This is a genomic window from Paraburkholderia solitsugae (genome assembly GCF_013177695.1).
GTDB lineage: Bacteria > Pseudomonadota > Gammaproteobacteria > Burkholderiales > Burkholderiaceae > Paraburkholderia > Paraburkholderia solitsugae.
Genome location: NZ_WOEY01000188.1, coordinates 1 through 26,514, shown reverse-complemented (window position 1 = coordinate 26,514; position 26,514 = coordinate 1). Strand labels below are relative to the sequence as shown.

Annotated in this window: 27 protein-coding genes and 5 pseudogenes; 10 read left to right on the top strand and 22 right to left on the bottom strand. The window is 58.9% G+C overall.

Going from position 1 to position 26,514, the window contains the following annotated elements:
* Positions 1 to 253: 253 nt before the first annotated feature.
* Positions 254 to 802 (bottom strand): IS630 family transposase, encoded by a 549-nt coding sequence (locus GNZ12_RS43455; protein WP_172319114.1) that lies wholly within the window; start codon positions 800 to 802, stop codon positions 254 to 256.
* Complete coding sequence (locus tag GNZ12_RS43450; RefSeq protein ID WP_235994096.1) at positions 693 to 1,217, bottom strand: helix-turn-helix domain-containing protein; 525 nt, start codon at positions 1,215 to 1,217, stop codon at positions 693 to 695. The genes GNZ12_RS43455 and GNZ12_RS43450 overlap by 110 nt, the downstream gene beginning before the upstream one ends.
* 212 nt (positions 1,218 to 1,429) lie before the next feature.
* Here GNZ12_RS43450 and GNZ12_RS44065 point away from each other — a divergent pair, with 212 nt between their 5' ends.
* The gene (locus tag GNZ12_RS44065) at positions 1,430 to 1,684 is read left to right on the top strand and encodes a hypothetical protein (protein WP_216673593.1); all 255 of its coding nucleotides are present in this window, start codon (positions 1,430 to 1,432) and stop codon (positions 1,682 to 1,684) included.
* Between the two features lie 205 nt (positions 1,685 to 1,889).
* Positions 1,890 to 2,567, top strand: a pseudogene (locus GNZ12_RS43440) (IS6 family transposase).
* Positions 2,568 to 2,804: 237 nt separating this feature from the next.
* On the opposite strand, the gene GNZ12_RS43435 reads toward GNZ12_RS43440, so the two are convergent.
* Positions 2,805 to 2,960: a hypothetical protein gene (locus GNZ12_RS43435; RefSeq protein ID WP_172319110.1), complete on the bottom strand. Its 156-nt coding sequence runs from the start codon at positions 2,958 to 2,960 to the stop codon at positions 2,805 to 2,807.
* Positions 2,961 to 2,973: 13 nt separating this feature from the next.
* A pseudogene (locus GNZ12_RS43430) lies at positions 2,974 to 4,021 on the bottom strand (methyl-accepting chemotaxis protein); the annotation flags it as partial.
* Here GNZ12_RS43430 and GNZ12_RS43425 point away from each other — a divergent pair.
* The gene (locus tag GNZ12_RS43425; protein WP_172319108.1) at positions 4,018 to 4,224 is read left to right on the top strand and encodes a hypothetical protein; all 207 of its coding nucleotides are present in this window, start codon (positions 4,018 to 4,020) and stop codon (positions 4,222 to 4,224) included. The pseudogene GNZ12_RS43430 and the gene GNZ12_RS43425 overlap by 4 nt on opposite strands.
* A 655-nt stretch (positions 4,225 to 4,879) precedes the next feature.
* Here the strand turns inward: GNZ12_RS43425 and phaZ are convergent.
* The 3 genes and pseudogenes from phaZ to GNZ12_RS43410 form a co-directional block, all read right to left on the bottom strand.
* Positions 4,880 to 6,115, bottom strand: coding sequence for a polyhydroxyalkanoate depolymerase (gene phaZ / locus GNZ12_RS43420; protein WP_172319106.1), 1,236 nt, complete (start codon positions 6,113 to 6,115; stop codon positions 4,880 to 4,882).
* Positions 6,116 to 6,320: 205 nt separating this feature from the next.
* Positions 6,321 to 6,684, bottom strand: a pseudogene (locus GNZ12_RS43415) (MerR family DNA-binding protein); the annotation flags it as partial.
* 49 nt (positions 6,685 to 6,733) lie between these two features.
* Positions 6,734 to 7,300, bottom strand: coding sequence for a DUF746 domain-containing protein (locus GNZ12_RS43410; protein WP_172319104.1), 567 nt, complete (start codon positions 7,298 to 7,300; stop codon positions 6,734 to 6,736).
* 165 nt (positions 7,301 to 7,465) lie between these two features.
* Here GNZ12_RS43410 and GNZ12_RS43405 point away from each other — a divergent pair, with 165 nt between their 5' ends.
* On the top strand, positions 7,466 to 7,678 hold the full coding sequence (locus tag GNZ12_RS43405; protein ID WP_328806211.1) for a response regulator: 213 nt from the start codon (positions 7,466 to 7,468) through the stop codon (positions 7,676 to 7,678).
* 245 nt (positions 7,679 to 7,923) lie between these two features.
* Here the strand turns inward: GNZ12_RS43405 and GNZ12_RS44905 are convergent, their stop codons facing one another.
* Both GNZ12_RS44905 and GNZ12_RS43400 read right to left on the bottom strand, forming a co-directional pair.
* Positions 7,924 to 8,076: an HHHH-motif protein gene (locus tag GNZ12_RS44905; RefSeq protein ID WP_235994095.1), complete on the bottom strand. Its 153-nt coding sequence runs from the start codon at positions 8,074 to 8,076 to the stop codon at positions 7,924 to 7,926.
* Positions 8,077 to 8,835: 759 nt separating this feature from the next.
* Positions 8,836 to 9,183, bottom strand: coding sequence for a carboxymuconolactone decarboxylase family protein (locus GNZ12_RS43400; RefSeq protein WP_172319100.1), 348 nt, complete (start codon positions 9,181 to 9,183; stop codon positions 8,836 to 8,838).
* Positions 9,184 to 10,052: 869 nt separating this feature from the next.
* Here GNZ12_RS43400 and GNZ12_RS43395 point away from each other — a divergent pair.
* The gene (locus GNZ12_RS43395) at positions 10,053 to 10,340 is read left to right on the top strand and encodes a hypothetical protein (protein WP_172319098.1); all 288 of its coding nucleotides are present in this window, start codon (positions 10,053 to 10,055) and stop codon (positions 10,338 to 10,340) included.
* Between the two features lie 1,065 nt (positions 10,341 to 11,405).
* On the opposite strand, the gene GNZ12_RS43390 is transcribed toward GNZ12_RS43395, so the two are convergent.
* Both GNZ12_RS43390 and GNZ12_RS43385 read right to left on the bottom strand, forming a co-directional pair.
* Positions 11,406 to 11,783 (bottom strand): hypothetical protein, encoded by a 378-nt coding sequence (locus tag GNZ12_RS43390; RefSeq protein WP_172319097.1) that lies wholly within the window; start codon positions 11,781 to 11,783, stop codon positions 11,406 to 11,408.
* Between the two features lie 78 nt (positions 11,784 to 11,861).
* On the bottom strand, positions 11,862 to 12,455 hold the full coding sequence (locus GNZ12_RS43385) for a helix-turn-helix domain-containing protein (protein ID WP_172319095.1): 594 nt from the start codon (positions 12,453 to 12,455) through the stop codon (positions 11,862 to 11,864).
* Positions 12,456 to 12,963: 508 nt separating this feature from the next.
* Here GNZ12_RS43385 and GNZ12_RS43380 point away from each other — a divergent pair.
* Positions 12,964 to 13,242, top strand: coding sequence for a hypothetical protein (locus tag GNZ12_RS43380; RefSeq protein ID WP_074290556.1), 279 nt, complete (start codon positions 12,964 to 12,966; stop codon positions 13,240 to 13,242).
* A gap of 168 nt (positions 13,243 to 13,410) precedes the next feature.
* On the opposite strand, the gene GNZ12_RS43375 is transcribed toward GNZ12_RS43380, so the two are convergent.
* Entirely contained in the window at positions 13,411 to 13,767 is a 357-nt protein-coding gene (locus GNZ12_RS43375; RefSeq protein WP_074290557.1) for a hypothetical protein, read from the bottom strand.
* A gap of 198 nt (positions 13,768 to 13,965) precedes the next feature.
* On the opposite strand from GNZ12_RS43375, the gene GNZ12_RS43370 reads away from it, so the two are divergent.
* Positions 13,966 to 14,418 (top strand): NUDIX domain-containing protein, encoded by a 453-nt coding sequence (locus GNZ12_RS43370; protein ID WP_172319093.1) that lies wholly within the window; start codon positions 13,966 to 13,968, stop codon positions 14,416 to 14,418.
* Positions 14,402 to 14,674, top strand: a complete 273-nt coding sequence (locus tag GNZ12_RS43365; RefSeq protein WP_172319091.1) for a hypothetical protein — start codon at positions 14,402 to 14,404, stop codon at positions 14,672 to 14,674. The genes GNZ12_RS43370 and GNZ12_RS43365 overlap by 17 nt, the downstream gene beginning before the upstream one ends.
* A gap of 562 nt (positions 14,675 to 15,236) precedes the next feature.
* Here GNZ12_RS43365 and GNZ12_RS43360 read toward each other — a convergent pair.
* The 8 genes from GNZ12_RS43360 to GNZ12_RS43325 all read right to left on the bottom strand — a co-directional run bounded on the left by GNZ12_RS43360 (position 15,237) and on the right by GNZ12_RS43325 (position 21,738).
* The gene (locus tag GNZ12_RS43360; protein WP_172319089.1) at positions 15,237 to 15,395 is read right to left on the bottom strand and encodes a hypothetical protein; all 159 of its coding nucleotides are present in this window, start codon (positions 15,393 to 15,395) and stop codon (positions 15,237 to 15,239) included.
* A gap of 28 nt (positions 15,396 to 15,423) precedes the next feature.
* Positions 15,424 to 16,167, bottom strand: a complete 744-nt coding sequence (gene phbB, locus GNZ12_RS43355; RefSeq protein ID WP_172319087.1) for an acetoacetyl-CoA reductase — start codon at positions 16,165 to 16,167, stop codon at positions 15,424 to 15,426.
* A gap of 145 nt (positions 16,168 to 16,312) precedes the next feature.
* Entirely contained in the window at positions 16,313 to 16,882 is a 570-nt protein-coding gene (locus GNZ12_RS43350) for a phasin family protein (protein WP_172319085.1), read from the bottom strand.
* Between the two features lie 104 nt (positions 16,883 to 16,986).
* Positions 16,987 to 17,184, bottom strand: coding sequence for a hypothetical protein (locus tag GNZ12_RS43345; RefSeq protein ID WP_172319083.1), 198 nt, complete (start codon positions 17,182 to 17,184; stop codon positions 16,987 to 16,989).
* 1,262 nt (positions 17,185 to 18,446) lie between these two features.
* Positions 18,447 to 18,653 (bottom strand): hypothetical protein, encoded by a 207-nt coding sequence (locus tag GNZ12_RS44900; RefSeq protein WP_328806210.1) that lies wholly within the window; start codon positions 18,651 to 18,653, stop codon positions 18,447 to 18,449.
* A gap of 30 nt (positions 18,654 to 18,683) precedes the next feature.
* On the bottom strand, positions 18,684 to 20,657 hold the full coding sequence (locus GNZ12_RS43335) for a putative bifunctional diguanylate cyclase/phosphodiesterase (protein ID WP_172319079.1): 1,974 nt from the start codon (positions 20,655 to 20,657) through the stop codon (positions 18,684 to 18,686).
* Between the two features lie 109 nt (positions 20,658 to 20,766).
* Positions 20,767 to 21,105, bottom strand: coding sequence for a hypothetical protein (locus GNZ12_RS43330; RefSeq protein ID WP_172319077.1), 339 nt, complete (start codon positions 21,103 to 21,105; stop codon positions 20,767 to 20,769).
* A 249-nt stretch (positions 21,106 to 21,354) separates the two neighbouring features.
* The gene (locus GNZ12_RS43325; protein WP_172319075.1) at positions 21,355 to 21,738 is read right to left on the bottom strand and encodes a hypothetical protein; all 384 of its coding nucleotides are present in this window, start codon (positions 21,736 to 21,738) and stop codon (positions 21,355 to 21,357) included.
* A gap of 101 nt (positions 21,739 to 21,839) precedes the next feature.
* Here GNZ12_RS43325 and GNZ12_RS43320 point away from each other — a divergent pair.
* Positions 21,840 to 22,559, top strand: a pseudogene (locus GNZ12_RS43320) (IS6 family transposase).
* A 66-nt stretch (positions 22,560 to 22,625) separates the two neighbouring features.
* On the opposite strand, the gene GNZ12_RS43315 reads toward GNZ12_RS43320, so the two are convergent.
* Positions 22,626 to 23,015, bottom strand: a complete 390-nt coding sequence (locus GNZ12_RS43315; protein ID WP_216673592.1) for a transposase — start codon at positions 23,013 to 23,015, stop codon at positions 22,626 to 22,628.
* A gap of 827 nt (positions 23,016 to 23,842) precedes the next feature.
* On the opposite strand from GNZ12_RS43315, the gene GNZ12_RS43310 reads away from it, so the two are divergent.
* A complete protein-coding gene (locus GNZ12_RS43310; RefSeq protein ID WP_268959103.1) occupies positions 23,843 to 25,552 on the top strand; it encodes a tyrosinase family protein in 1,710 nt (569 codons plus the stop codon).
* Between the two features lie 592 nt (positions 25,553 to 26,144).
* Here the strand turns inward: GNZ12_RS43310 and GNZ12_RS43305 are convergent.
* Positions 26,145 to 26,387, bottom strand: a pseudogene (locus GNZ12_RS43305) (transposase); the annotation flags it as partial.
* Positions 26,388 to 26,514: the final 127 nt, after the last annotated feature.

The following is a 26,514-nucleotide window of genomic DNA, read 5'->3' as shown; positions in this document are numbered from 1 at the left end:
GAGCGGATTCGAACAGTTGATTCGTCATGGTTGCTTTGTCTTGCGTGGCTGGTTGCCGCATTCTGCCGCAACCAGCCATGGCTCAGCTTATCAATTCTGGGCGCCTCAAGGATTCGCTTCGCCGGGCTTACGCCCGTCCTTGACCCGCCAATCCTACCCACTCAAAACTCAAAAGAGGCTAAATGCGGTTCACCGACAAATACGAGAATGGACCGGGGCAGGCGTGGATATCTTGATTGATGACGATAAGTGTTCACGAAAAATTGACTTGAAATTGGGTGCCGTATCCGTCGAGCAGTTTCGCCAGTTCCGCATCAATGGTTTCCTTCGTCCAGGTGAGGAAGCGGCGCCAGCGATACTTGAAGTGCTTCCAGACGATCTCGATCAGATTGAGTTCGGGGCTGTATGGCGGCAGATAGAAGAGGAGAGCCTTGTGGTCCATGAACCAGCGGTCCAGTGTGTCCTGATCGATGCTGTGATGGATGCTCGCATTGTCGAGCACGATCACGGTCGGTCGGGCGTCGCCCTGCCGGATCAGGGTGTCGAAAAAGCCAACGATGTCAGGGCCTTTAACCGTGCGGGCGCTCGCGGCGTACACAAAGCTGTTGTCGGCGAAGTTCAGTGCGGCCACGACGTTGCGGCGGCAATGAAGGTTGGGCTCAATGGCATGAGGCAATCCACGTGGTGACCAGCTACGCTGAACGGGTGGCGATGCGCAAAAGCCCGCCTCGTCGAGATAGAACAGACGACACTGGCCATCGCGGGCGGCTAGCTGAAGCTTGTCGAGCGTGGCGCGCTTCATTTCGAATTCCTCTTCGTTGCGCTTTTTTAAGCGCGTAGCGGTTGCGCTTGAACGAAAAGCCGGCGCGCTTGAGCGCCTCGCCGAGCGTTTCGATGCGACAAGGCAGCGGCTCACCGTGAACGTCCTGTACGCGCTGGGCAATCTGGACAAGGGTCAGGGGCTCGGCCCGTGCCACTTCAAGTGCCGTGGCGACCATCCCGTCGGACAGGGCCGGCGCACGGCCACCGTTGTGGCCGCCCATCAGGCCGCAAACACCGCTGTCGCGCCACGCGTGGAACCAGTTGTAAACCGTCTGCCCACTCACATCGAGCTGTCCGGCTATCGCCCCGGGCTTGAATCCGCGCCCCAACATCAACACGCCTGCTGCCCGCGTGCGCGTGTCTCGATGCCTGTGATTGATCGACAACTGCTGCAACGTCACCTCCTCGGCTTCGCTCAGTTCAACGACACACCGCGTCCACTTCATCCTCTACCCCGGCAACATGAGGCGGCCAGGTTAGCGAAAGTCAAACCGTTTTACCAGGTGCACTTATCGCGCACATTGCGCGCGTGGTCCGGGCATCGTTGTGCGGTTTTCTCGGTAGCCCGATTTTGCCGTCGGAGTACTGGCGCTGGCGGCTCCATCGGTTGCTCGACTCGCATCGCCTGACGAAAGGCCAGTTCTGCTCGATCGATGCGTTGCTACTGCAACTGGACCGGTTCGACGCAGAGCAACCCGTGAGGCAGAACAGTGATCGGCACAACATATGCGGCGGCGGCCTGAAGGTCAGCCTTTCTGTTCGCCACGATTGCAGAGGCGATTCAGCCGGAATGGACCGGTTCGACGAGGGCATTCGTGCCGTCGTCGAGAATCTCACGGCGCAGGCCAAGATCAATAAATGACGGCTATGCTTCACATAGTCCCTGAGCGTGCCCCTCTCGGAGCAACCAATGAATCTATGGAATCCAGATCAAGACACTGCGGCGCAACGAGCCAACGCGGGAGCATCGTTTGCTTGGGCAAACAAAGTCTTCGCGAGTTTCCAGAAGGTGGTCAATCTGAACCTGCAAACCGTAAAGTCGGGGTCATCGTTTCCCAGCATCGGTCATCTGCCACGCAGTTCGCTGGTATTTTCGATTCCAGTTGAGCTTGCGCGACATCGAGGAACTGCTCTTCGAGCGCGGTGTAACCGTGACATGTGAAACGATCCGATTGCCGGTGTGACAAGTTTGGTAAGGGCTTTGCTCATCGGGTAAAAGCAGCGCGCCGCAAGCCGGGTAGCACGTAGCACCTCGACGAGATGTTCGTCACGCTGCGTGGCGAATCGTGCCTGCCGTCGCGTGCGGTCGACGAGCACGACGCCGTACTCGATGTCCTGGTGCAAACGCGTCGCGACAAGGCCACAGCAGAGCGCTGCTTTCGCCGGGTGCTGCGTTCAAACCCGGTGCCGCGCAAAATCGTTGCCGACCCACTGCGCAGTTATCCAGCGGCGAAGGCTGATCTTTCCGAGTTCGCCCAGGCAAAGCACATTTTCGTCAAAGCGGCTGCACGCGTAAACAACCGCGCCGAGAACAGCCACCAGCCAACCCGTAGGCTCGAACGCCAGATGTGGCTTTGGCAATGCGCGTCGCATGAAGGCTCTTCTTTCATGCTCGGCCCGATCCGTCAGCGCTTCGCGCTTCCCAGACATCAGATGAACGCGCATGTGATCGCGCCATACTAAATGAACGCCTCGGCACATGGCATAGTTGGACTGTCTCCACCGCAATCAATACAGTTATCTGATAAGGATAACTACTCTTGTCGCGCACATTTGACCTACAGCCGGCAACTTGACAACACCCTCGCCCCCAAGGATGATCAGCCTTGTCAACGTTTTCATGGAGTGTGCTCGCTGTCAGAATTGTTAGCTAACCTGTACGTTTAACGCTCAACTCGGCTAACAGGAGACTCGTCTGCTCGAGCAGCGTCGCATGATACTCTACGGGCAAAGCCACGTCGTCCAATAACGCCATGGCGTCTTCAATTCCATGCCGAAGCGAATGCCGTGATGTGGGGCAATACTGCATCAAGAAACGCGCTTACGACAACAACCTTCGCGCCAAGACGAGTAATTGCCGTGGTGTTTGAGGTCACGACCTCGCTCACCGATTTCAGCAGCGTTTCAATGTTGTTCACTTCTCCGCCCCGCTCAGAATGTTTGCCAATCCGCATCAGCCGTGTCCGCTGCGGCAGTGTCGTTCCTGCGGGCGGCAATGGCCCGCGCCGTGCTGGGCTTTGCGACCTCTAGCGGACGCGTCGTGCGAACCTCGGGTGCTTGCGGACGAGGCCTGTTTTGCGCAGTAACGACTCGTAACTCAGATGGCTGCGTGCCGGCGATCTTGAAAACCGAAACCATCTCGTCCAGCTTCATCACCTGTTCTTCGAGCGATTGGGCCGCCGCAGCGGCTTCTTCGACCAGCGCCGCGCTGCGTCACTTCGTCCATCTGGCTCATGGCCTGGTTGATCTGCCCGAGCCCGGTGCTCTGTGCCTGGCTGGCAGCGGTGATCTCACCCATGATGTCGGTGACGCGCTGCACACTGGCCACGATCTCGTCCATGGTGGCCCCGGCCCGCGCCACCAGTCTGCTGCCGGCATCGACCTTCTCCACCGAGTCGCCAATCAGGGTCTTGATTTCCTTGGCCGCTGCCGCGGAGCGTTGCGCCAGGTTTCTGACTTCGGCTGCGACCACCGCGAAGCCTCTGCCCTGCTCCCCGGCGCGGGCCGCTTCTACTGCGGCATACAAGGCGAGGATATTGGTCTGGAAGGCGATGCCGTCGATGACACCGATGATATCGACGATCCTGTTGGCTGACTCGTTGATCGAGCCCATCGTATCAACCACCTGCACGATGACTGAACCGCCCTTGATTGCCACGTCTGAGGCCGATGCGGCCAACCGGTTCGCCTGCTCGGCATGGTCGGCATTCTGTTTGACCGTACCCGTCAGCTCCTGCATCGAAGCGACGGTCTCTTCGAGGGAACTCGCCTGTTCTTCCGTGCGGGAGGACAGATCCAGGTTGCTACCCGCAATCTGGGTCGACGCGGTCGCAATCGTGTCCGTGCCGGTCCGCACATCGCCAACAATGTTCGTCAGGCTTTCATTCATGTCCTTGAGGGATTGCAAAAGTTGACCGGTCTCGTCCCGGGTCTGCACCCGAATGCTGCTTGTCAGATCGCCGGAGGCGACCGCCTGTGCTTTTCGTGACGCTCGGCGAGCCGTCGATCCTCGTCGGCGGATATTTGCTGGACATCGCCGACGAGCTGTTGGTTACGCTGCTGGGTTTGGGAGAGCGCGGCCTCGGCACGCCGCTGCGCTTCGCGCGCTTCCTCCGTCTGCATCATCACGCGCTTTTGCACACGTTCGAGCCGGGCGGTTGCCTGATCGACTTCCGCCCGTAAGGTGGATTCATGCTTCGCCCGGTTTGCCCGAAGTGCCTCAAGTTCGAGTGCATGCGGGGACCGCGCGTCGCACAGCCCGCTGCTGGGGCTCAAGGGCTGCTGTGTCGGAATTGAAGCCGCGGATTTCGTGGGTAGCCGATGAGCCGCTTGTAGGAGTAAGAGTCGTCGGCACACCACGCCGCACCGGGGCAGTGGGCCCGTACGCAACTCCATCAGCAGACGGAGGTCCGTGTGCCCGAACGCCAGGAACGCCTTGCGCCGTTCAATCCCGGTCGCGTCGATCCTGATTGACCACGCGCACGCTGCTACCAACTCATCCGTGTGAGGCCTGTGGGCCACGCGACAAGCCGCGCACTCCAGACAGCCGAACAATGGCCACAGAGAATTCCCGGACCATCTGGACGACCACCATCAGATTTTTGACAGGCTGCACGGTTAACGCATCCGTCAGGTTGGGACCGGGAGATCTCAATCTGGGCGAAGTCTGCCCGCTTTCGCGAGCGATGATGTCGCCTCGCAGTTCAGGCCCTGTCCAGCTGATTAGAGGATGGCGCTCGCCTTTTCGAACATCCTCTACCCGCGTCCCCATCGGCGCTCCTTGCGGTTCGCCAGCCACGAGAGCAGCGATTTGAGCTTATTTATAAGGGCGCCCCGGTCAGCGCATCGACGCCCAGAAGCGGACAACGGCGGGGTAAATCGTCTCACGCCACCTCGGACCGGTGAAGAGGTCATAGTGGTCGCAATCCGATATCGTCAGACGGCAGCGCTTCTGTTCCGGGATCGCACTGCACAGCGTGTGAGCGGCATGCGTCTGGCCCGCTCCCGTAATGTCGTCGCGGTCACCCTCGACGGTGCAGAGCGCCGTGAATGCGAGGTCCTGCGGCTGCACACGGCGTCCGCCGACACGCCATGCCCCACGCGCGAGGTGCTGCTCCTGAAAGATCACGCGGATCGTGTCGAGCAGATAATCCTCGGCCATGTCGAGGACCGCGGCGTATTCGTTCAGTGCACGCAGGCGGGTCGCGATCGCCGTCGCATCGCCTGAGAGGCGGCTCGACCAGTAGCGCGATTCGAGTGCCAGCTGGCGGTGCGGGTGCGCGGCGACGATCGCCGCATGCTGGATAAAGCCCGGACAGACCCCGCGGCCTGAACCGGCATAGCGGGGCGGGACTGTGTCGATCACCGTGTCGCGAAACCAGTCGAGGCTGTGGCTTTGCGTCAACCGGTCGACGGCAGTCGGGTTGAGGCGCGTGTCGATCGGCCCGCCCATCAGCGTAAGGCTGAGCGGCGGAACTTCGCCAGCCTTCGCGAGTAATGCCGCAGCCGCAAGCGTCGGCGCGGCGGCCTGACAGACGGCGACAACGTGCGTGCGCGCACCGCCCAGTTTTCGCAGAAAACGTTCGACTGCGAGCACATAGTCGTCGAGTCCGAAGGTACCTGCGGCAAGCGGTACGTCACGTGCGTTGGCCCAGTCGGTGACGTACACATCACCGTCCTGCAGCAGCGTTTCGACCGTTTCGCGCAGCATGACCGCATGGTGTCCCGCGAGCGGCGCACAGAGGAAGATGTCCGGTGGCACCGTGCGGCTCTGACCGCGCCCGGGTGCAACGGGCGCCTGCGCGCGCCTGAATTGCCGCAGCGCGCAAAACGGCGTGCTGTCGACCACCTGTTCGACAACGGGCACCAACCGGTCGCCGACCGCTACTTCAGCGATGCCGAACGGCGGTGGCGCGGGGGCCGGTCGAACGAGCCGGTACAGCCAGTCATAGCCGGCAGCGGCGACTGGCATACAGGGCATCGCCGGCGGCGTCCAGGCGTCGCATCCGGGCATCGCCCAGTTGCTGAGCGACTGCATCAGGTCACGCTGCTCTTCAAGCCACGCATACCACATGCTGTCTCCTGCCTGCGTCCCGTTCTCCGTCGACGCAGGAGGGTCATCGGATAAACGGGAACGAGATGCGCTTCACGGCAGCACGCCGCGAGAATGTTGACCGAAGCAAAAATCACGGCGTCGCATCGTTCTACCGGGGCGCTACAGACCAGCATATACGTGGTGCCCTCAGGAAATGGACTTTTTCGCCAGGAGGGAATGGCCCTTACCCGGCGCCGGTGTCGCGCAGTTCTTCGCGCCGTTGCAATGAGGCAATCGACGGGCACGACACGTTGCCCTTGCGTGAATAGCACGCGCACACGAGTTGGGCCAGTATGGCTTCCATGCGCTGCATGGTCGGCGGGCTTGTCCTGTATGTCCCTGAGCTTGTGTTCCGCGAGGTTGCACGCCTCACCGCAAGGCGTGCCGCCTTCCAGCCTGAGCAGGTCGGCGATCTCGTCGACGCTGAAGCCTAGCCGCTGCGCGGACTTAACGAACCGCATCTTTGTGACGTCGGCTTCGCCGTGGCGATAAATGCTACCGTACGGCCTGTCGGACTCGAGCAGCAGCCCCTTGCGCTCATAGAACCGGTGGTTTCCACACTGAAGAAACCGTGGCAGAGGCGAACCTTATCGCGCATTACACGCCGCGATGCGCCGCCCGGAGCACGCCGTGGCCGACCATCGCGTAGTCGCGTACATCCCAGGCAGGTGCTTCGACCAACCCTTCCAGAAGGAACCGGAAAACCCTGCGGCAAGCGCCGCAGCGACACTGCCGCATGCGTTCGCCGTGCACGTCCTCGGCCGGGATGAAGCCGAGAAAGGTGACCGGTCCCGTATGACCGCATGACGGACACTTTGCGACCGGGTCGGGTGGCCGTACCCCGAGCCGGACCTTTGCCTCCCAGTGACCGGTCGGATCGAGTTGCAGCAGCCAGGCCCGCATCCGCTGGGTCCAGCGCGACACGACCATCGCATGAAGCCCAGGCTTTTGCGCTGCTGCGGCATACGGCATCTGCTGCGACAGCATGGCCGCGAACGCCATGAGTGTCGAAACCGGCTCGCGCTTGCTGATGTTGGCCAGTGCTGTGCCGGTCAGGCGATTGAACTGGCGCTTGCAGGCCAGGCACAGGAAGGCCGGCAGACGCACTTTGGCCAGACCGCGCTGATTGCCGGAGCCGCGTATGCCGGTCGCCGCAATAAGCACACGCGGGTGGATCTTCGGAAAGCGAAAACGCTTCGGCGAGGTGCACCCGCATGAATTCCGTGAAACCCATATCTTCGGTATCGGGCGAAGCCTGGCCATTGAACCGCTTGAGCGGAATCGACAGATCGAACTGGCGCACGGGGGGGCGCGGTACCCGTCCTTGTTATCACGGACAGATCAATGCCCGGCATGGATGGAATCGAGTTTTGCCTTAAACTGAAGCGCGACCCGAAGTTGGCGGGGATCCCTGTGGTGCTAGCCACCGCTGAACACGAAATTACCTTCGGTGTACCCGTTTGGGATGATGTTTGGCAAAAGCCCGTTTCCTTCGAAACCATGCTCGCGTCGATACGACGCCTGGTGGCCTTGCCGTCATAAATTGCAACGGCGAGCGCGCCCCATACAGACGCAACCAAGTGGCATCGAAACGTGCCGATGAACGCAGCCCTGGCATGCAAATTCGAGGCGGCAATCGCGTGCCCCGAAAGCGGTCGACCGGAGGCGCCTCCGATCCTCAGACGTCGAGAGGAACGGTGCACCGGCTCCCATTTCGCGAACCCAGTAATTCGGGCGACGGCATGGCCGCACAGCCCAATCGTTGCTGCGGCGACGGCAGCTGCGAATTAGTTCACCCAATGGCACGTACGATGGTGGTGATGGTCATAATGGCAGACTTTATGGCGGTGATGTTGGTCGGCTTGAGCGGTTAGCGGAGAAAGCGCACCCAGCCAAACGCACAAGCTCAAAGCGGCCAGTAGCAATTTTCCAGATTTCATTTGGTTCCTCGATTGGAGTTTGAAGGTAGCCACCCAAATCACATCCCTGCAAATCGCGACAGCAGCGCTGGAGCAGCGTGGCCCAACTATTATGCTGCCTTTTTTTGTCGCTGAAATGGCAATGACCCGGAGTGAGGCCGGAATCGATGTGCGCGATGGTGTCGAATGTCCGTACGTGGTCGAACCGGATCGAACGCTAACCTCAAATCGATCGCCGCTCGCTGCGTTTATCCCTGCTGTCGCAGACGCTTACCGAATGGGCGCAGGAAAGTGAAAAACCGCTTCATAGTTTCGCGGTCTTTTCCGGCAGCGACGTTGGCAAGAAGCGCAAGAAGGACGACGACATCGCACAGACCTTCACGCACAAACTACGCCAGTCGAACTCAACGAGAGGATCGCGTTTCTCCAGTTCCACTGACTTCATCGCCCCGAAGCCGGAGCAGACCTGGCTGGGATAGGCGGCAACGGAGAACGCGGTAGTGGTAGTCAATACAGCGCGAGCATGCAGAACCAGGGACGGATTTCAGCGCTCGGCGCTTCGAGACGCAGGGAGACATTATTCCGTACGCTGCCCTACGGTTATGGGCAACGTACGGGAGCAGAATACAAGCCTTGGTTACGAGTGCGGGATGCGCAATCGAAAGGCCGGTGCGGGCGCCCTCCACGCTATCACCAGAATTTCCCCTTCGCCTCGGTCGTCGCGCTTGCCCGCGCGTTTATCTCCGCCGACCTCGCCCGAACGGGCGGCTGTGCGACGAGTTATTCCTTAGTCGAGAAGGCCGAGAAAGCGTCCATGACCCGGCCGGAATAGGCGACCGCAGCGCCAGCGTTCATCGCAATGGCGACGCCCAGCGCCTCGGCGATCTCCTCACGAGTCGTGCCGAGGTCGATCGCCTTCTTTGTGTGATTCGCGATGCATCCGTCACTGCGGGTGGTCACAGCTACCGCCAACGAAATCAATTCGCGCGTTTTAGCGTCCAGGTGTCCCGTTTGAGCGTCGGCGGTGCAAATCTGGCGGTATCCCCCGATTGTCTCCGGGCTGGCCTCGGCCAGTTCTTTCACGGACCCGCTAACTTTGGGAAGAAACGACTTCCAGTCAATAAGCATGGGTGTGGTCTCCGTCGGAATATCATTTTCAGTGATAGGGATGACGACCTCTGCGACAGTATCGACGTCCCAGGATGAGTCGCTCTTTCATCTGAGGGAATCGTCGATGGCGAGATTACCATGATCGGGCTGGATATTGAGACGAACGAATTTCAGATTCACGGCGTTGAAACTGCCGGGCAGGTTCCCATACCATTCCGGTGTCGCCCGAATGCTCAAGGCCGCCATGCCCGAATCGCGGCGTAGTCGCGCCGGCGCGCCGGCCGGTATGCTTCAGTTGCCTTGACGATCACGACGCTGCGGCGATGTATCTCCGCAACGTCGCGGTATCGTTTGGATTCGCCCGGTGCACCGGCGAAGGAGTACACCGTTTCGAACCCGACGATGTTTAAGGTCGCGCAACACGGTTACCGACCGAAGGCTTTGGCTGATGACGCGACGAGCTTTGTCGGTGATTGACAGTCAGCGATCGGCGGCACGTGACCCACAGGGGACAGCCGGTTTTCTCGAAGGCAGACGCTCGCTGATGATCAGCCACTCAGCGCCTTCGTGCTAAACCGGGCCCTCTATTACGCGCACGAATGTCTCGTTTGAGATGCGTTGCTTGCCGGAACACACCTCCGAGGGGTCGTGTTCCGGCTGGACTGCATGGACGCTGCGGCCCCGTTTGCCTGGAAGGGCATCGTTTAATTGCCGACGTGCAGAAGCAATGGCGCGGATCTATAACAGTACTGTGGCCCGAAGATAACGTGCTGCCTGCTCGCCGGCCCCGACGCCGGCAATTCACCACTGGAGGTTTAGCGAATACCGCCTGATGAATCCATGCTTTGTCTGTTCGAATTCCGATTGACCAGGTATCGGAGGTAATCATGAAGTACGAGTACCGCGGTTGGGTCATTGACGCAACCCCGGAGTTTTCGCTTGGACAGTTCTTCGCGCATGCGCGGATCGTCCGGGCGTCGCCTGACGATGATGCGGACACTGAAATGCACATCGCACGCAATCTTGCCTGGTTCGAATACGAAGATGAGGCGATCGAGCTTGCGCATCAATGGGCGATTGAGTGGATCGATGCACACGACGATAGCCTCGCCAGCACGGAGGCTGGTTCACTGACGCGGCAGGACGGTCTACCGGTGAACACCCCGGCCAGATGAAAGTCCGGATACATGATCCTGACGCCGGGTAACGGACGCTGTAGCCAATCCGCAACGCCTGCGTCAGCGATGACACAGGTCCGCTCCACGGCAGACGAGGCAACGCGGCCTCTCGCAAATATTCAGACGAGACACCTGATTGCGTCGGAAACAGGGATGTGTAGGATGGAACCAACGTCAGCGCCCCGTGCGCGGCGTGTGTGTTTCGGGCCGCAGCAACGTCTGCGGCTTTTTTTATGCATCCGGAATCTCTCCGGCATTCGCGCGTGCCATCCGGCGTCGCCGCCCTCGCTGGCGCCACCCCCCGTGCCGACTTACCTCAGGGAGAATGGCGGCCTCGGGCGTCGCCGGCCGTCGATATGGGCTTTTGCGTATTCAATGGCAAACCTGCATGCTGCGCTCCCGGATGCGAAGTAACCAGGAATACCAGATGTTTCGCGTTTGCCATTCCGGTGCGTGACTATCGCTGTTGCTGCGTAGCCTGGGATGGAAACCGCGGCGAGAGGCATGATCGTCGATGCCTTGTATTCCACGGGATCAGCGTCCGTGGCATGTCGCTCCTTGTCGCCGTTCGGCGAGCCAACCGTAGCGCCTCGATCGGTTCATCGCAGGACAATTGTGCGACGAATAAAAGGTGCAGGGCGTCACTTGCGGCAAAGAGACGGTCGATGCAGCGGTGGCCAACGCGCCCAATGTTGCCGCTGCAAAACAACATAGCACAGCGGCCAATCAGGGTGAGCCGCTCCGCCACCAACGCAAACACTTCCTCTACGCAAGCCAGGTCCATAATGGGGCTCCAGGCTCGACCGGTATCATGCATATGAGGTGAAAGGAGACTGGCCTATGGATGATACACAGGCAAAATCTGCGGCTGAGCGTTATGAAGCCTGTCGGACCATCGATGAAGGATGTTCTCGTGCCATGGCCGTATGCGTCGACATGATCGACGCCGTTTGCGCCATCGGCGTAAGAAACGAGTTGCACGCTGTTCGCGATGCATTGCAGCGGCTCCACGCTGCTGCTGCGTCCGCACATGACGAAGCGGCCAGGACCAGAATGAACTGATCAGCTACGGAGTCTCGTCAGCAGGTCTGCCACCCCCGCCCGGGTGGCAATTTCCCAGATATATCCGCGCGAATAATCGACGCCGACCCGACGGTGAAGCGCGGTGCGCAAACGCGCGTTCGTCCAGTGATCCGCCTCTATGCCGTGTGCGCGAGGTGACTCCTTGAGCGTCGCGGCAACCCATGCCAGCGGTTCGTCATTGATCGCCAGACGCTTCTTCTCCGTGCGCTGCTTCGGCGATCGCATCCGGTGCTCCATTCCGAGCTTCCCGATGACGGTTCTCACGTATCCACTGGAATGGTAAACGCCGAACTTCTCCCTGATCAGCTTTTGAACATCCCCGTTTCTCCACAGTTCCGTTTCATAGCCGTGGGCCATGGGGCTGCCCTCCAATGTCGCCCTCAACCACTCAAGCGCTTCGGGGCCAAGGGTAGCCTTGCGCCCGGATGACCTGAGCTATTCAACAGCCCTAACCCCACCAGCAACTATCATTGATCTGTATTTTTCAATGGTGCGCAGGCTGATGCTGAGCTCTTTCGCGACGCGCTCGGCACTGTCCCCATCCAGCAACATTTTCGCAGCTGTCTTTCGGCGCGCGGCCTGGACGTCACCCTGCGATTTTCTAGCGGTAGCAGGTGACGCCTTTTCTGAAGTTGAATAGGTGAGTCGGTATGCGAGGCCATAACCCCGAACAAGGTGGCCCACATGCGAAGCTGAAAACTGGACTCCCAAACGCCGGAAGATCAGTTCGCGCAACTGGCTTATGGTCCAGGTCGGCCCTGGATAGCCGTGAAGTCCAGGTGAGTGCTTGATCGCGCTAACGAGCCAGCTTTGCGAAGCATCATCCAGTCGCGGGACATTCCCGTGAATACGAAGGCGGGCAAGAGCCTCAGGTCCCCCCCTTTCTATCAGGTCCTTGTATTTGCTCACGGTCGGAAGACTCAGCCGGGCCTTCCTGCATACGTCGCTAATCCCGTGACCCTTCGACAGGAGTTCAGCAGCGAGCGCCCTGCGGCGCGCGAGAGGAACATCGTCTATCTGTTTGCCCATCGTGCTGTGAGGAAGTGAACTGGTGGTTTATGCCGCCTTGGGGATCGCCATATTTATACATGATTTTCGACATCTTCCTTCGGGCGGATACGACCCTCGCGCTATTTTCACCACTGCGTTTCGGCAATGCCGGGGCGGCCGTTCGCCACGGAGGCCGACGCCCTGATGGGTGGACATAGCACTGCGCAAAAAATCGTCGATGATCTTTTCTGCCAACCACCTCGCTAATGGCCGCTCTCGCCTTTTTGCCAGACTGATACAGATGGTCTGAGATGCACCTATGATTTTTATAGGTATCTTCCCTAAAAGCAGGTTGGGAAGGTCGAGGGGTAGCATCGGTTCGCCTCCCCCCGACTCGGAAACCGGGTTGAGGCATTTTTTATGGCGCCCCTCCTCGGGCGCTTTTTTTGGACCTGCTTGTGCGGTCCCCATCTTTCGGCGCTGTCGACTGCGTAATTACCCCGGTGTCGTCTAAGCTGAAGGGATCTATCTCCGCCGGAGCTCCGCCATGCTCACCTCTGAGATCCCGCTGACTGGTGATGATCTGCTGTTCGTGGTAGACGGACTGGCCTTGCGCTCGCCCGCGCTCGCAGGTGATCCCAAACAGCTTTCGGCGGAGATTCGGAAGGTGATGATGGAAGTCCGCCTGACGGTCGCAAATTACGACCTGACGCGGTTGCACTCCAGTCTGTGCATCGCTGAATCGTTGCTCCTGCTCAAGCGCCCAGCAGAGGCGCTGGCGGTCATCCACTCGGCGGTTCGCCATTACGCCAGCGACTTCAATTGATTCCGCCATACGGCGCGTGCTGGTCGCGCCTCTGGCTCTGGGCAAGCCGTTCTGGGCGTAAGCGTTTCATAATCTGTTCCGCATACAATGCACGCCTCTCAGGTTCTAGCTCACTCGGACGCTAGACCTTTCAAGCCGGCCTCGTGCCGGTCTTTTTTCGCGCCGCGTTTACTCACGATCACCATTTGACTGGTGATCCGACGGGCTATCCGGGCCCTTACCCTGCGATTTCTTCGTTCGACGCAGCGCCGCTCCAACCTGACCGGCTGTGTCCCGGATAGACGTGCGCATGTACCAGGGCCACCACGCCAGGTGATAGAACCACACGAACGCTGAGCGATACCCCCGGAGCCACTCCTGGCGGATACCGGCTGAAGGAAAGCTTTCAAAGGTGCGGTGTCCGAGTGCCATCACGCCGATCGTCATCCAGACAACGGCAATCACGAAAGTGGGAAGGGACAGCAAGCAGGCGGCAATGAACAACGCGAGCGGCAAGCAGAGGATAAGTGGCGAGCGAGTTTTCATGTCGTTTTCGCGCCGGCTTGATCAGTTCGATTTTTCAGCTTTCAGCATATCGCCGGGCGTAACCGATCAGGGGTTTTTGTCATTTTTTGAACTGCTAAATGCGGATGTCCCCCGGTGAGCTATTCTGCACGTTGAAAGCCCCAAGCCGGTTCACAATTGGATCGAAACGCAGACGCATCACCTCTTACACTGAAGAACATGAAAGATCGATCCACAATCGTATCCGTACGGGCCGGCAAGGTGCTTCTGGTCGCCCGAGCGCGCTCACGATGGTCGCTGCCCGGCGGTACAATCAAACGGTCCGAATCGCCGCTGGAAGCGGCTCGACGCGAACTGGAAGAGGAAACGAGCCTTGTTGAAGCCAGCTTGACGTACCTGTTCCAGTTTGGCGGACTGAACAAACGGCATCATGTTTTTTCCGTCGACCTCGCGCGGGACGCGTCGCCCGAGCCCGGCAACGAAATCTCCCAGTGTCACTGGTTCAGCCCGATAAAGGTAGCAACCTTGTCAACCAGCATACCCACTCGCGAGATCGTTGATCTCTTTCTTCGATTCGAAAATCGCCGCAACAATCCGTCCACAGTCCTTAATGAATGCGATTCGCGCGTTTACGCAGACGGAGAGCGAATAACCAATGACACAGACTTTTGAATATCAGGGGTTCACCATCGTCGTGGACGTCGAAGCAGACTTTGGTTGGGAGCGAATCGCCAGTCTCACCCAGGGAACGGGCTTTGTGTCGACGGTCCGAATTCTTCGGGCGGGTACGGCCCTCGCGCTATTTTCACCACTGCGTTTCGGTGATGACGGGGGGCGGCCGTTCGCCACGGAGGCCGATGCCCTGATAGGTGGGTATAGCGCTGCGCAAAAAATCGTCGATGATCTTTTCAGTCAACCACCTCACTAACGCCTGCGCCCGCCTTTTGCCAGGATGAATCTATGGTGTTCGACGAATTCAGGAAGCCTGACCGTCCGCTATAGGGTTGCGGCCATTTGCGCCGGGTTATCGAAAGGCTCCTGATGGCGGAGCCCGGAAGTTCGACATCGAACCGCTCGGGTCGGACCCAGCCCGCGTCGAACTTCCGCAACCGACCCAAGCATGTGGAAGCATCCGGAGAACTGAGATCGTCGGTATCTTACATCGCTCGCACCCACGAGAGTGCGCCCATGTCGGGCGCACAAAAAAGCCAGGGCGGTTTTGAAGCCCTGGCCGAAGGGATTCTGCTGGTTGAGAGGACCAGCAGAATCCGAAGGCGGCCACCGCGCCTGAGAACGCGGCGGCCGAGTCACAAGATATCGCTGTTTCAGCGTCGCCCGAATTGATGTTTACCGCATGGCGTACGAAGCGACGGCAGCCATTGCGTGACGTTGCCAGTGCGCGGTTCCTGATGAAACGCATGCACCCACGCGTCAAGGTAACGACGCGATCACCCTCGCTACTGCAACCATAGGAGTGTGAGCGCAGCAGCTCAACGCAGGGGGTTGTTCCAGCGCGGCCAGTAGTGACGGTGATCCAGCTGTCCAAGCCGCTTTCGATGCCTCTGCTCCCGGTAATAATGAGCGGCGACGAACACGGGTGCCATCGCCAGCACGAACGAACCCATCACGATTCCCACTGCTTCACTCATCGCAACCTCCATTGCAGAACGACCGGCTTTACTGCAGGTGTTGCCCTCCGTTGATTGCAATGTTCGCGCCGGTCACGAAACCCGCTTCGCGCGAACACAGGTACAGCACGAGTGCGGCGACTTCGTCGGGTTGCCCGAGCCGGCCGACCGGAATCTGCGGAATGATCTTGGTCTCGCGGATCTCCTCGGGCACGGCCATCACCATCTTCGTCGCGATATAGCCCGGCGAGATCGTGTTGACGGTGACGCCTTTCTTCGCCACCTCGAGCGCCAGCGATTTCGTGAAGCCATGCATGCCGGCCTTCGCCGCCGCATAGTTGGTCTGCCCGAAGCCGCCCTTGGAGCCGATGATCGACGCCACGTTGATGATGCGGCCCCAGCCACGCTCGACCATGCTGTCGCACACCGGCTTGGTCATGTTGAACACCGAATCGAGGTTGGTCCGGATGACCGCGTCCCAATTGATCTTGTCGAGCTTCCTGAAACTGGCGTCTCGCGTGATACCGGCGTTGTTGATCAGGATGTCGACCGGTCCGACCTCCGTTCTGATTTGCGCCATGCATCGTTCGCACGAGTCGTAGTCGGCGACGTCGACCGTGTAGGCGAGGAATTGCCGTCCCGGTGCCTCCATCCGGCCGAGCCACTCGTTCGCACCGGTGTTGCCCGGCGAACAGGTGACCACCACCGCATACCCGGCGTCATGCAGCTTGATGCTGATCGCTTCGCCAAGTCCGCCCGTTCCACCCGTCACCACCGCGATCTGCTTTTCCATCGAATCGTCCTCATAAAAGCTGGCGTCATGCCCGTCTGGAGCAACACTATTTCAGTCTATCAATTGGATACTGAAATCGTTTCCAATTAGCATTCCTACCTGTATCACATAGAATTCACCACGGGCATCGCTGCCCGCGTCGGTTCTATCGCTTCGCGACCACGGCTACGGGAGCCTGCCCGGCGTTGTTTCGCACGGCCTTTGACGCCGTGGCGGTGACTGCTTCAAAATTACTCTCGGCAATCTTCACGGCCTGTTGCCCCGTTTTCTGCAGCGTTTCGCACAGGGTCGCGGTGGCGGCGATCGCGGATTTCCACGCAGCGATCGCGGCTTCCGAACCTGTGGGAGCATGCTTCGCCGCTTCCTCGACGAGCGCCTGCACGCGATCGTTATACCGCTCGTAGTGCGTCTGCGCGAGGTGCGTGACTTCAGACTGAGTGGTCGATGCGATGTCGAACACCTGCCGCCCGTAGGACAGTGATTTTTCCGCGAAGGGTGCGATGAAACCGGCTTGCAGCGAGAACCATTGCTGCGGCTCCGTCGTGCCCGACACCTTTGTCATGTTCTCTCGCGTCTCGGCCAGCGTGGCCCTGACGGCCTGCAGGTTCAAAGCGGCCAGCTTTTCGACGCCTTCAAAGATCTTTCCGGTCAACCCGAAAAACGCGTCGACGTTGGCCTTCGCGGCAGCAATATGCTCGGGACTCGAAAGAGTCATTGTTGAATTCCTCAAAATTCGGTCCGGCGCGCGAAGCCCCGATCGGACGGGTGTGTTGCGGCGGACCGTGATGGTGGATAAAACGAAACGGATGTCGCAGATGCCTAGCGCATCCGGGAAACGGCCTTGAGAACGGAATCTCCTTCGCTTGTGATCTGAGGACGTGAGCGTCCTGACGCGAGATTTTCCAGTGATATGAGTTGCCGCTCGAGCAGGGCGTCGAGCTCGGCGCGGCCCAGTTCGATCTGATCCAGCGCGTTCTTGATGAGCATTAAGGTAGCGAATTCATGGGGACTCAGCATATCGTCTCCTCGATTTAGTCTATTGCGCGGAAAGTATTATTTACCCCCTCCAGCGTGAATGCCCGGGAAATATTTCTGCCGCCTCCGTAAGGCGATCTTCGAGAAAACGCATCGCGGAGACGCCATCATAGCTGTTAAATTTTCGAATGCAATATGGGGGATGCACCTTATAAAAGCAGCCGCTTCGTCTGTTAATCCTGTTTTTGTCTGACAAATGCCTTTTGCATCGCGTGCCCGTGCGGCGCCACCCACAACACCATCGTCGACCCCGCAGCGGTTTGCCTGGGATGGCCGGAGAGTATCCGGTCAACTCACCAGATGTTGAATCGACGGCTTGATTAGCGAAATGCAACCACCTTGATTTCGTCGGGCTTGTTTATATTTGAATATTGTATTTATAGACTGGCGCCTTACCGCGACGCCCGCATATACTTCGACATTACGAAATATTTATTACAGCCCGAATTAATTTTCTGCATTACCCGAATTTCGCTCAACCCCGGCGTTCGTTCGGACGCATGGCGAGGCCGCATTCGCCGCCGCCTGAGTCTATGACTGCCGCTCAGCCCCCGCCAAAGTTCTCATTGAGCTCTCCGTCCCGGCTCCGCCGGCGACCACCACGCCGAAATGCCTGGTGTCGACGCACAGGCATCCTCCTGCAACTGGCGCAGCGCAATGGCGATTCAGGTCAAGACCGGTGAAGAACGCGAAGAGAAAGCACGACCGCCGCATCGGGTGCGAGTGATAGATCGGCAGTGGAGTAATGGCAGACGTTTCAGATTTCACGTCTGGTTACACACAAAAACACAGGTAATCTGCTGGCCCAATATAGTGCGTTCACGACTGGTAAGTGAGGCACGTTATGAAAAGAATCTTTGCGTTGATGCTGATGGCCGTATGTCTTGGAACCATGCTGGGCGGCTGCATCGTGGTGCCTGCAGGCGGCTACTACCACCACTATTAACCGTAGCTGGCTAGCTGCGCGTTCGACTGCTCAACCGCGCACGTCTGACAAAGGACGTCGTGCAGCCGGTCGCGTTATCGATGAGGGATGCAGCCGCGCATTGGCGGTGTGTCGATATGATTGAGGCCGCTGGCGCTATCGGTGCCAGGGCTGAACATCCCACTGTGCGCGATGCACTGTAGCAACTTCACGCGGCTGCGACCGCCGCGTTTGAGGAAGCGTCCCGGACAACGCAAAATTGGGTGGTCGCTAACTTCAACCTACGTGCTGTCTCGAAATCTAACGGGTGCGGATCGCGTCAACCATGGCTATCGACCCAGGCGCGCGCCCAGGCAAGCCCGGCCTGTCGAGCATCCTCTTCAGTCTCAAAACTGCCAAGGATACCCGACGTCTCGATGACCTTTGTGTGCTGCGTGATTGTTCCACTCGCCGCGTACCGTTCAGGTTCAAGGATATCCATCTGCTGGAGAATGGCGTGCCCCCAGATGGAGTATCCCTTGTAAATTTCAGCTTGCGCAAGGCAGCCGGTCGTAAATCAGCGATGTAATTCGCCAGCCATATCTCCCGAGTTAGCCTCATCGCCTCGCCAGGACCACGCGTTGATAGGGTCATTGAGCACAGGAGCCGGACGACCGAACAGATAGCCCTGCATGACGTTGCAACCCAGTTTGCGCAGCACGGTCGATTGCGCCTCGGTTTCCACTCCTTCGACCACGCACGTCAGCCTCAAACTTCGGCACATACTGACGATGCTTCGCACGATGTTCTGCGCGCCCGCATCGAAGTCGATTTCCCGCACGAAACTACGGTCAATCTTTACCTTGTCGAGCGGCAACCGATGGATGCAATGCAAACTCGAAAAGCCCGTACCGAAGTCGTCGAGCGAGAGGTGGACGCCGAACTGTTTGAGCTCGCTCAACGCGTGTCGCGCCTGATTGAAATCGCGAATCACCGCGGTTTCGGTAATCTCGATCGTTAGGCGCGCGGGCGAGACGGCGCTGCGTCGGATCATGTCTATGATCGCAAGAATCGTATCGGGCGAGTTCAGGTCGCGGGCCGACAGATTGAACGACACACGAACGCACGGTTCAGCCATCTGCAAGGCGCCGAGCACCTTGCCGAGCAGCATCAGTGTGATCGCATGGACAAGATCGCTGCGCTCTGCGACTGGTATAAATTCCGACGGCGGAACGTCGCCCAATATACTGCTTCGCCAGCGTGCCAAGGCCTCGAACGACACGACGCGGCGATTTGTCACGTCGATGATGGGTTGGTAGTGGAGGGTCATCTCGCGATCCAGGTCCGCCTCGCGGAGCAACTGCTCGATCATGCTCGCCCGGCGTATCGCGCTTTCGATCTCGCCGGAAAAAATCGTGGTACCACCGCGCCGGTGTTCTTTGGCTTGATACAGGGCGTGATCCGCCCGCTCGAACAGTTGATGCGGCGTCGTCGCGGCAACCGGAAACTGCGCGATGCCCAGCGATGCGGACAACCTGATATTTGCACCCGCGCAGCGATACGGCTCTTTCAGCACCCTGGAGATTTTTCCTCCGAGCGTCAGCAGGCTCTCGATTTGGTTCTCGTTCCTCACCAGCAGTCCGAATTCGTCGCCGCCCAGGCGAGCGAACGTACACTCGGCGGATTGCAGCCTCATCAGCCGTTTGCCGACCTCCTCGAGTACCTGATCGCCGGTTTGATGCCCATGGAGGTCATTGACCTGCTTGAACCCGTCGAGGTCGATCACGCCGACCGCGAATGTCCGACAGCCGCCGGCCATCTCGCGGCAGAGTCCTTCGAGCTGTTCGAGGAACGACCGGCGGTTCGTCAATCCGGTTAGCGTATCCAGCTTTGCCAGCCTCAAGTTGGCGTCGCTGAGATCCTGCAGGGTTTTTCTGGATTCAATCAGGTTCGCGAAGTCGCGGTAATGCACTAGCATCATCACGATGATCGCGATCGTGACGAATACCATGTTCAGTGCGATGGTCATCAGAATCGAATTCTGGGTGCGCACGAAGAATATCGTGAATGGGACGACCATGATTACCGTCAGCAATAGCGCGGCCCTGCGCAGATGCATGAGGCAGAAGATGCAGCCAATGACGGTGATCGCCGTCGAGAACGCGATCTGCACGTGCGCGTCGGCGTCGCCATACGGGTAGAGTGCAAAAGCCCAGGTTGTAAAGCTTATCCCGAATATTGCGGTAATCCAGGATGCTGCCGATAGCCGTTGGCGGATCTCTCCGTCTGTCAGGTGTCGATGGCGGCCCCGTCGTCTGAGCCACACGAGGATGCGAGTCAGGCCGATCGAACCGAGGACGCCTGGTACGTAGACCGAAAGCCATCTGGGCGAGTCGTCCAGATGCGTGTAAGCAACTGCTCCGGTATTGATCAAAAGTATGAAATAGAGCAGCGGCACCTGCCGCGAAAACGCGTCGAACTGCGCGCCGGTGAGTTCGCTGCTCTCGGCCGCGCGGCGGCGACGCGTCGCCCCGGCGTCAAAAAGTCGCATGTTGAACCCCTTTTGGAAAAACGCCACGAACTCGTGAGACCGGTCCAACTGCGGCCTTCCTTCGTCTATAGCGGCATGGCGACAGTCGATCGTATGCGGCGCTCAGATTTCATTGACCAGTGAGGCCGATGAAGCCTTCCGTCGGAACTAACGGTCCCTGTGCTTCTCGCCCTGCCAGCGTCTTCGCAACGGCGGTGCGGGATCGCCCTGATGTCCGTTCACCCGTTACTGACGGCCGGCTCTTAACGCTGGCTTCAAATGCACACAATTGCAGCAACAGGCCGTCCAGCGCGCAAAGCCGGAACCGCGTCAGGTGCGGTCCAGGAGCCTGTGGAAGCGGCCAGCGCCAGTATTGCGCAGGCAGTATACGGCCGTACGGGCTGCCAACCAGCGACGGCCCCATCATCCGCGCAATATGCGCGACCCCCACTTCGATCAACGTTTCCATAGGCCACCTCCGGATTTTTGTTTGCGCTTTCTGGTACGGCTGTTGACCATTTGTTGTACGAATACTATATGCCAGTTTTCGCTGCGCACCCATTTATTGAGAAAGGTAAATTCCCGGCGTGCGGCAGCACATCGCCAGCGCCGCGCCGACGCGTGCAAACGAAAACACCATCTGCGCAATCGCGCACGCCGGCGCAGGTCACCAGTGCGGGCAACGGGTCCGGCGACCGCCGGTGCAGCAGGGCCTCAGTCATGCGCCGGCGCGGCACCTGCGGGCCTCGTCTGGCTGCTCTGGAGAGCCCGGGCCTGCTGCAGGAACTGCGTGACGGTCCGGCGTGCGGGCCGCGGCCTCGATGCCGCCAATCGCCGTGCGCAGCGTGCGGCCGGCGCTCCCGTGCAGCCAGCTGACGCCTACCTCCGGTAGCGCAGCGCCGGTCGCCTGCGCGAGCGGAATCACGAATGCGCCGGTCAGCCCGGTGCCATCCGCGGTGCGGAACGTGACCGCCTCGGCCCGAATGCCGCCGGCTTGCAGCTGGTCATGGAGCTGTTGCAGTTCCGTCTGGCAGCGCGGGCTGAACACGGTCAGCTCGCGCCGTCCGGGGACCAGGGTGAGCGCGAGGGCATCAGCCAACATGGTCTCTCCTATAGTTGATAAAGGACATCCCATAGGCTCTGGTGCAAATAGCGTGGTCGAAACGGTTACAGTCTCGGTCCGAACGAATTTGAGAGCCGACGATGAGTAAGTTTAAGAGTCTGGAGGAGTTGTTCGCGGAGCGCCACTTTGATCGCGAGGTGATCATCCTGTGTGTTCGCTGGTACCTGCGCTACAAGCTCAGCCTGCGAGATCTGGTGGAAATGATGGCCGAGCGAGGACTGTCGCTGGCGCACACCACGATCTTGCGTTGGGCGAAGCGCTATTCGCCCGAATTCGTCAAACGCTGGAACCGTTTTGGCACGCCCACCGGTCAGTCCTGGCGTGTCGATGAGACGTATATCAAGCTGCGTGGCAAATAGGTCTACCTTTATCGAGCGGTGGATCGGGCAGGCCAGACAGTAGACTTCATGCTCCGCGCCAAACGCGACGTGGCTGCAGCAAAAACATTTTTCAAGAAGGCCATCAAGCATCAGGGCCAGCCGCCGAAAACCATCACTCTCGATGGCTCCGCGGCTTCGCATCGCGCGGTTCGTGAGATGAAGGAAGACGGCGTGCTTCCCGAAGACACCAAGGTCCGGTCCTCGAAGTACCTGAACAACCAAGTCGAGCAAGACCATCGCAACATCAAGTCAAGGACGAACGTCATGCTTGGTTTCAAGCAATTCAAGAACGCCACGATCACGCTGGCGGGCATTGAATTGATGCATCGCATTCGCAAAGGACAATTTAGCCTCACCCAACTGCGCCTCAAGGATATCGCTGTGCCTGCGGTTTGGAATGCGGTGCTCTCGGCTCAGTGAGGCATCCTATCAAAACCAACTTGCTCGACAACCTCCGCTATTTGCACCAGAGCCGGGGCAGCGGCGCTACGCCAACGCGGACCGACTAAAGTGCAGATCCGGCAACGCTGAGGCAAGCACGGACGACTTGACGAAATCGGCCTCCCCAACTTTTGCACGCGCGCCATTTGATCGCTCAATGTCGGCAATCACGAGAGGCGGGTGATTCCCAACTCCCGGAATACCTCGTCCATGATGCCCCATTTCCTCCATCTCAGATATGTAGCACGTTTGCTGGGGCGGAAAGGCTGGCGGAAGGTGGTGCCATTTTTCGCCATTCACGATGACCCACAGCACGGCGTCGAGCACTTCGCGTGCAGCCCGTCGTGGTCGCCCGAACCGGGGCACCGTGTCCTCGGTGAACAGGTGTGAGATGCGGGACCAGTCCTCATCTGAAAGCGGGATGGCGACCATCATCGACTCCGTACATTAGGGTCAATACCTAGTCGTAGTACGAAGAGTCAAAATGTTGGTGGAGGACTCACGGCAGGAAAAAAACTGGTAACCGCGCTCAGCAAGGCGAGTCGTCAGGTTGCGGATCAGATTCTCACCTATGTGTGATAGGGCCCTTACATATATAAAAGACATGGGATGATCCGGTCCGAAGGTGTGGGGTGTTCTCGCGGCAATGCAAACACGGCCGGTTTCAAATGCACGTACCGACATACAGCGTCGCTGACGAAACCCAACGGCATTGGTGCAACACGCCAGGATAGGGGAAAGTACCTATGAATTCGACATTGCGTGACACGCATACGATTCATATGATTATTTCGTTGCCGTTCGTAACGATCTGCGGGGTGATTATCCAAAAAAATTTGTGCAACGGTTTGCCAAAATTGGAAGCTCCTGCCATACGATAACTCGACAGAGTGGGCGATGCGGTTTCAAGTTGGAGAATACAAAGGGAACCACGACGACACCAGTTCGATTGACAAACTAAATCTCGCATTTCGAATCTCCATCAAGAACACTTCGGAAAATTAGTCTTATTTTTAATTGATTGATATTAAAAATATTCCATGTAAGCCGTCTTGGAATCCACAACCTTTGATGGTCTTTTAGCGGCACAGCGGCAGGCATTGGCGACAACGGGTTTCGAGCAGTCGCCAGTTCGAACCAGCCGACTGGATCCAAAACAGGCTTCTGCAAATCCTTGATTCGCACGTATCTGCTCGACTTTCCTATAAGAAAATTTATTTAAGACGAGGTCATCAACTCAGCTCGCTTTCAGGGGAATTGCCATGATAGTTCGCAGGAACATATATTCGCTTTCGCCCATAGAAATTAATACGTTCATTGATGCGATAAAGAGAGTCAAAAGATCGGGTGAATATAACCGACTTGTGCTTCTTCACTACGACAACATACGGAAAGTTCACGGAACGCCGATGTTCTTACCATGGCATCGGGCGTTGCTACGCCGTTTCGAGACTCTTCTCCAAAATGAAATTGGTGATTCGAGCTTCGGACTTCCGTACTGGGATTGGACCAATGATGTCTCCAGTCCGGGCCAGATCGGCAAGCTGTGGGGCCAGGAAATGATGGGCGGCACGGGAAATCCGATACACACCGGGCCGTTTGTGCCTTCACAATGGATCACGATCTCTCCTGATGGTGCCTTCGGCGACGCACTCGTCAGGAATCTCGGCGGAAGTGGGCAGCCGGTTACAAACAAAGAGGACGTTCTCCGACTGTATTCATCCGATCAGTACGATACGTTCCGTTCGAACCTTGAATTCGGACCCCACGGGAGAATGCACGTTTGGGTCGGCGGACAGATGGCTTCGGTCCCGAACTCGGTAAACGAGCCGGTTTTCTGGCTTCATCACGCGAACGTCGATCGAATCTGGGCGCAGTGGCAAGAGCTCTACCCGAACGTTCCAATCCGCGCGCCGGGGATGGATCCCAATACGGTCATGCCGCCGACTCAGCCCGGCGTGCCAGGCGCCACCGTTAGCAGCGTGATCAACGCTCCATTCTCGGACTACGCTTATGACGCGTTCTATACCGTAGATGTGACGTGGTCCGACGACGCGCTATTGCCCACTGATGACAATGCCTATGGCCTGTCGTCCTCGCCTGCGCTCGCCGTCTTCGACGGCAAGCTCTACTGCGTGCGGCAAGGACGGGGCGACTCCGGCTGGGCGTGGTGCGCGACTTTCGACGGCACCAACTGGTCCAAAGACGCGCTATTACCCAATGATAACAACGCCTATGGCCTGTCGTCCTCGCCTGCGCTCGCCGTCTTCGACGGCAAGCTGTACTGCGTGCGGCAAGGACGGGACGACTCCGGCTGGGCGTGGTGTTCGACTTTCGATGGCACCAACTGGTCCAAAGACGCGCTCCTGCCCAATGGCGACGACGCCTTTGGCCTGTCGTCCTCGCCTGCGCTCGTCTCCTTCGGCGGCAAGCTCTACTGCGTGCGGCAAGGACGGGACGACTCCGGCTGGGCGTGGTGTTCGACGTTCGATGGCACCAACTGGTCCGCCAACGCGCTATTGCCCAATGATCACAACGCCTATGGCCTGTCGTCCTCGCCTGCGCTCGCCGTCTTCGGCGGCAAGCTCTACTGTGTGCGGCAAGGACGGGGCGACTCCGGCTGGGCGTGGTGCGCGACGTTCGATGGCACCAACTGGTCCGCCGACGGGCTATTACCCAATGATGACAACGCGTTTGGCCTGTCGTCCTCGCCTGCGCTCGCCTCCTTCGGCGGCAAGCTCTACTGCGTGCGGCAAGGACGGGGCGACTCCGGCTGGGCGTGGTGCGCGACGTTCGACGGCACCAACTGGTCCGCCGACGCGCTATTACCCAATGATGACAACGCGTTTGGCCTGTCGTCCTCGCCTGCGCTCGCCGTCTTCGGTGGCAAGCTCTACTGTGCGCGGCAAGGACGGGGCGACTCCGGCTGGACGTGGTGCGCGACGGCCTCCCTGAAACTACCTGGAAACTAATAGATGGTCGACAGTAAGCCCGAGGGATTCCCCCTCGGGAGTGAGTCGCCGGAGGCAGTCGCCCGGTGTCAAACGAAGTAAAGTTGGTACGAATTTGCTACTAAAGTTGAGACTTTTCGATTTCAGAAAAATGCCGCAATGGTGAGGCTTAAGGGGCAACGGTTTGCGGGCAATTGACGTAAAGTTGCAACTCTCCCATGAGCGAAAAATCGCCTGACGGCTGACAACACCACGCCAACACGCGGGCTAAGCCCGGGCGTGTCAGTTAGCGAATGCGTCACGATGCCTGACACGCTTCACGCCATCGCTGTGCCGTTATGGAAACGCTGATCAATGAGCCTGTCGTTGGCATAACTGACGAGACAGATTGCAATTTTCAGATAGCCGAAGGAATTTGACGGCCTTCGAGGTGATTTTTTCCCGTATTCGGGCCTCACTTCCCACATTTTTCACACACATGACGGATTGCTCCCATTAGTCTGGCCTGCAAAATTCAGTTTGCTTGACGCACGACGCCGATCGGGTATTTTGTCGGAGCGGGACGGTTAGCCCGCCGGAAGCGTTCCCGGTGCGCAAGCAGCGGATGCGACAGGACATCGGCGATCGAATGCAGCCAGGCGAGGACAAAAAAGATGGGCCCCAGACCCAGGCGAACAATCGCGCGCAACAGCCAGCGCAGGTTGTAGCCCGTGGCGCACAGCACGGCATGCAGCGCATCGCCGGTGTGTCCTTTGAGCCAGCAGCGACGCATACCGTGGTCGTGCTTCACGTGGCCGATGATCGGTTCAATCGCCTGGCGTCGCTTGAGCCAACGTCGCTGCGTGCTGGTCAGTGTGGCTCTGGTGCAAATAGGCTGTCGGGTCGATGTGTTTCGTATAGCTAAGGATGTCTTATCGAGCCGACAGGACGGCATTCCACGCAGCGGGCGCAGCGGTATCTTTGAGGCTTAGCTTCACGAGGTT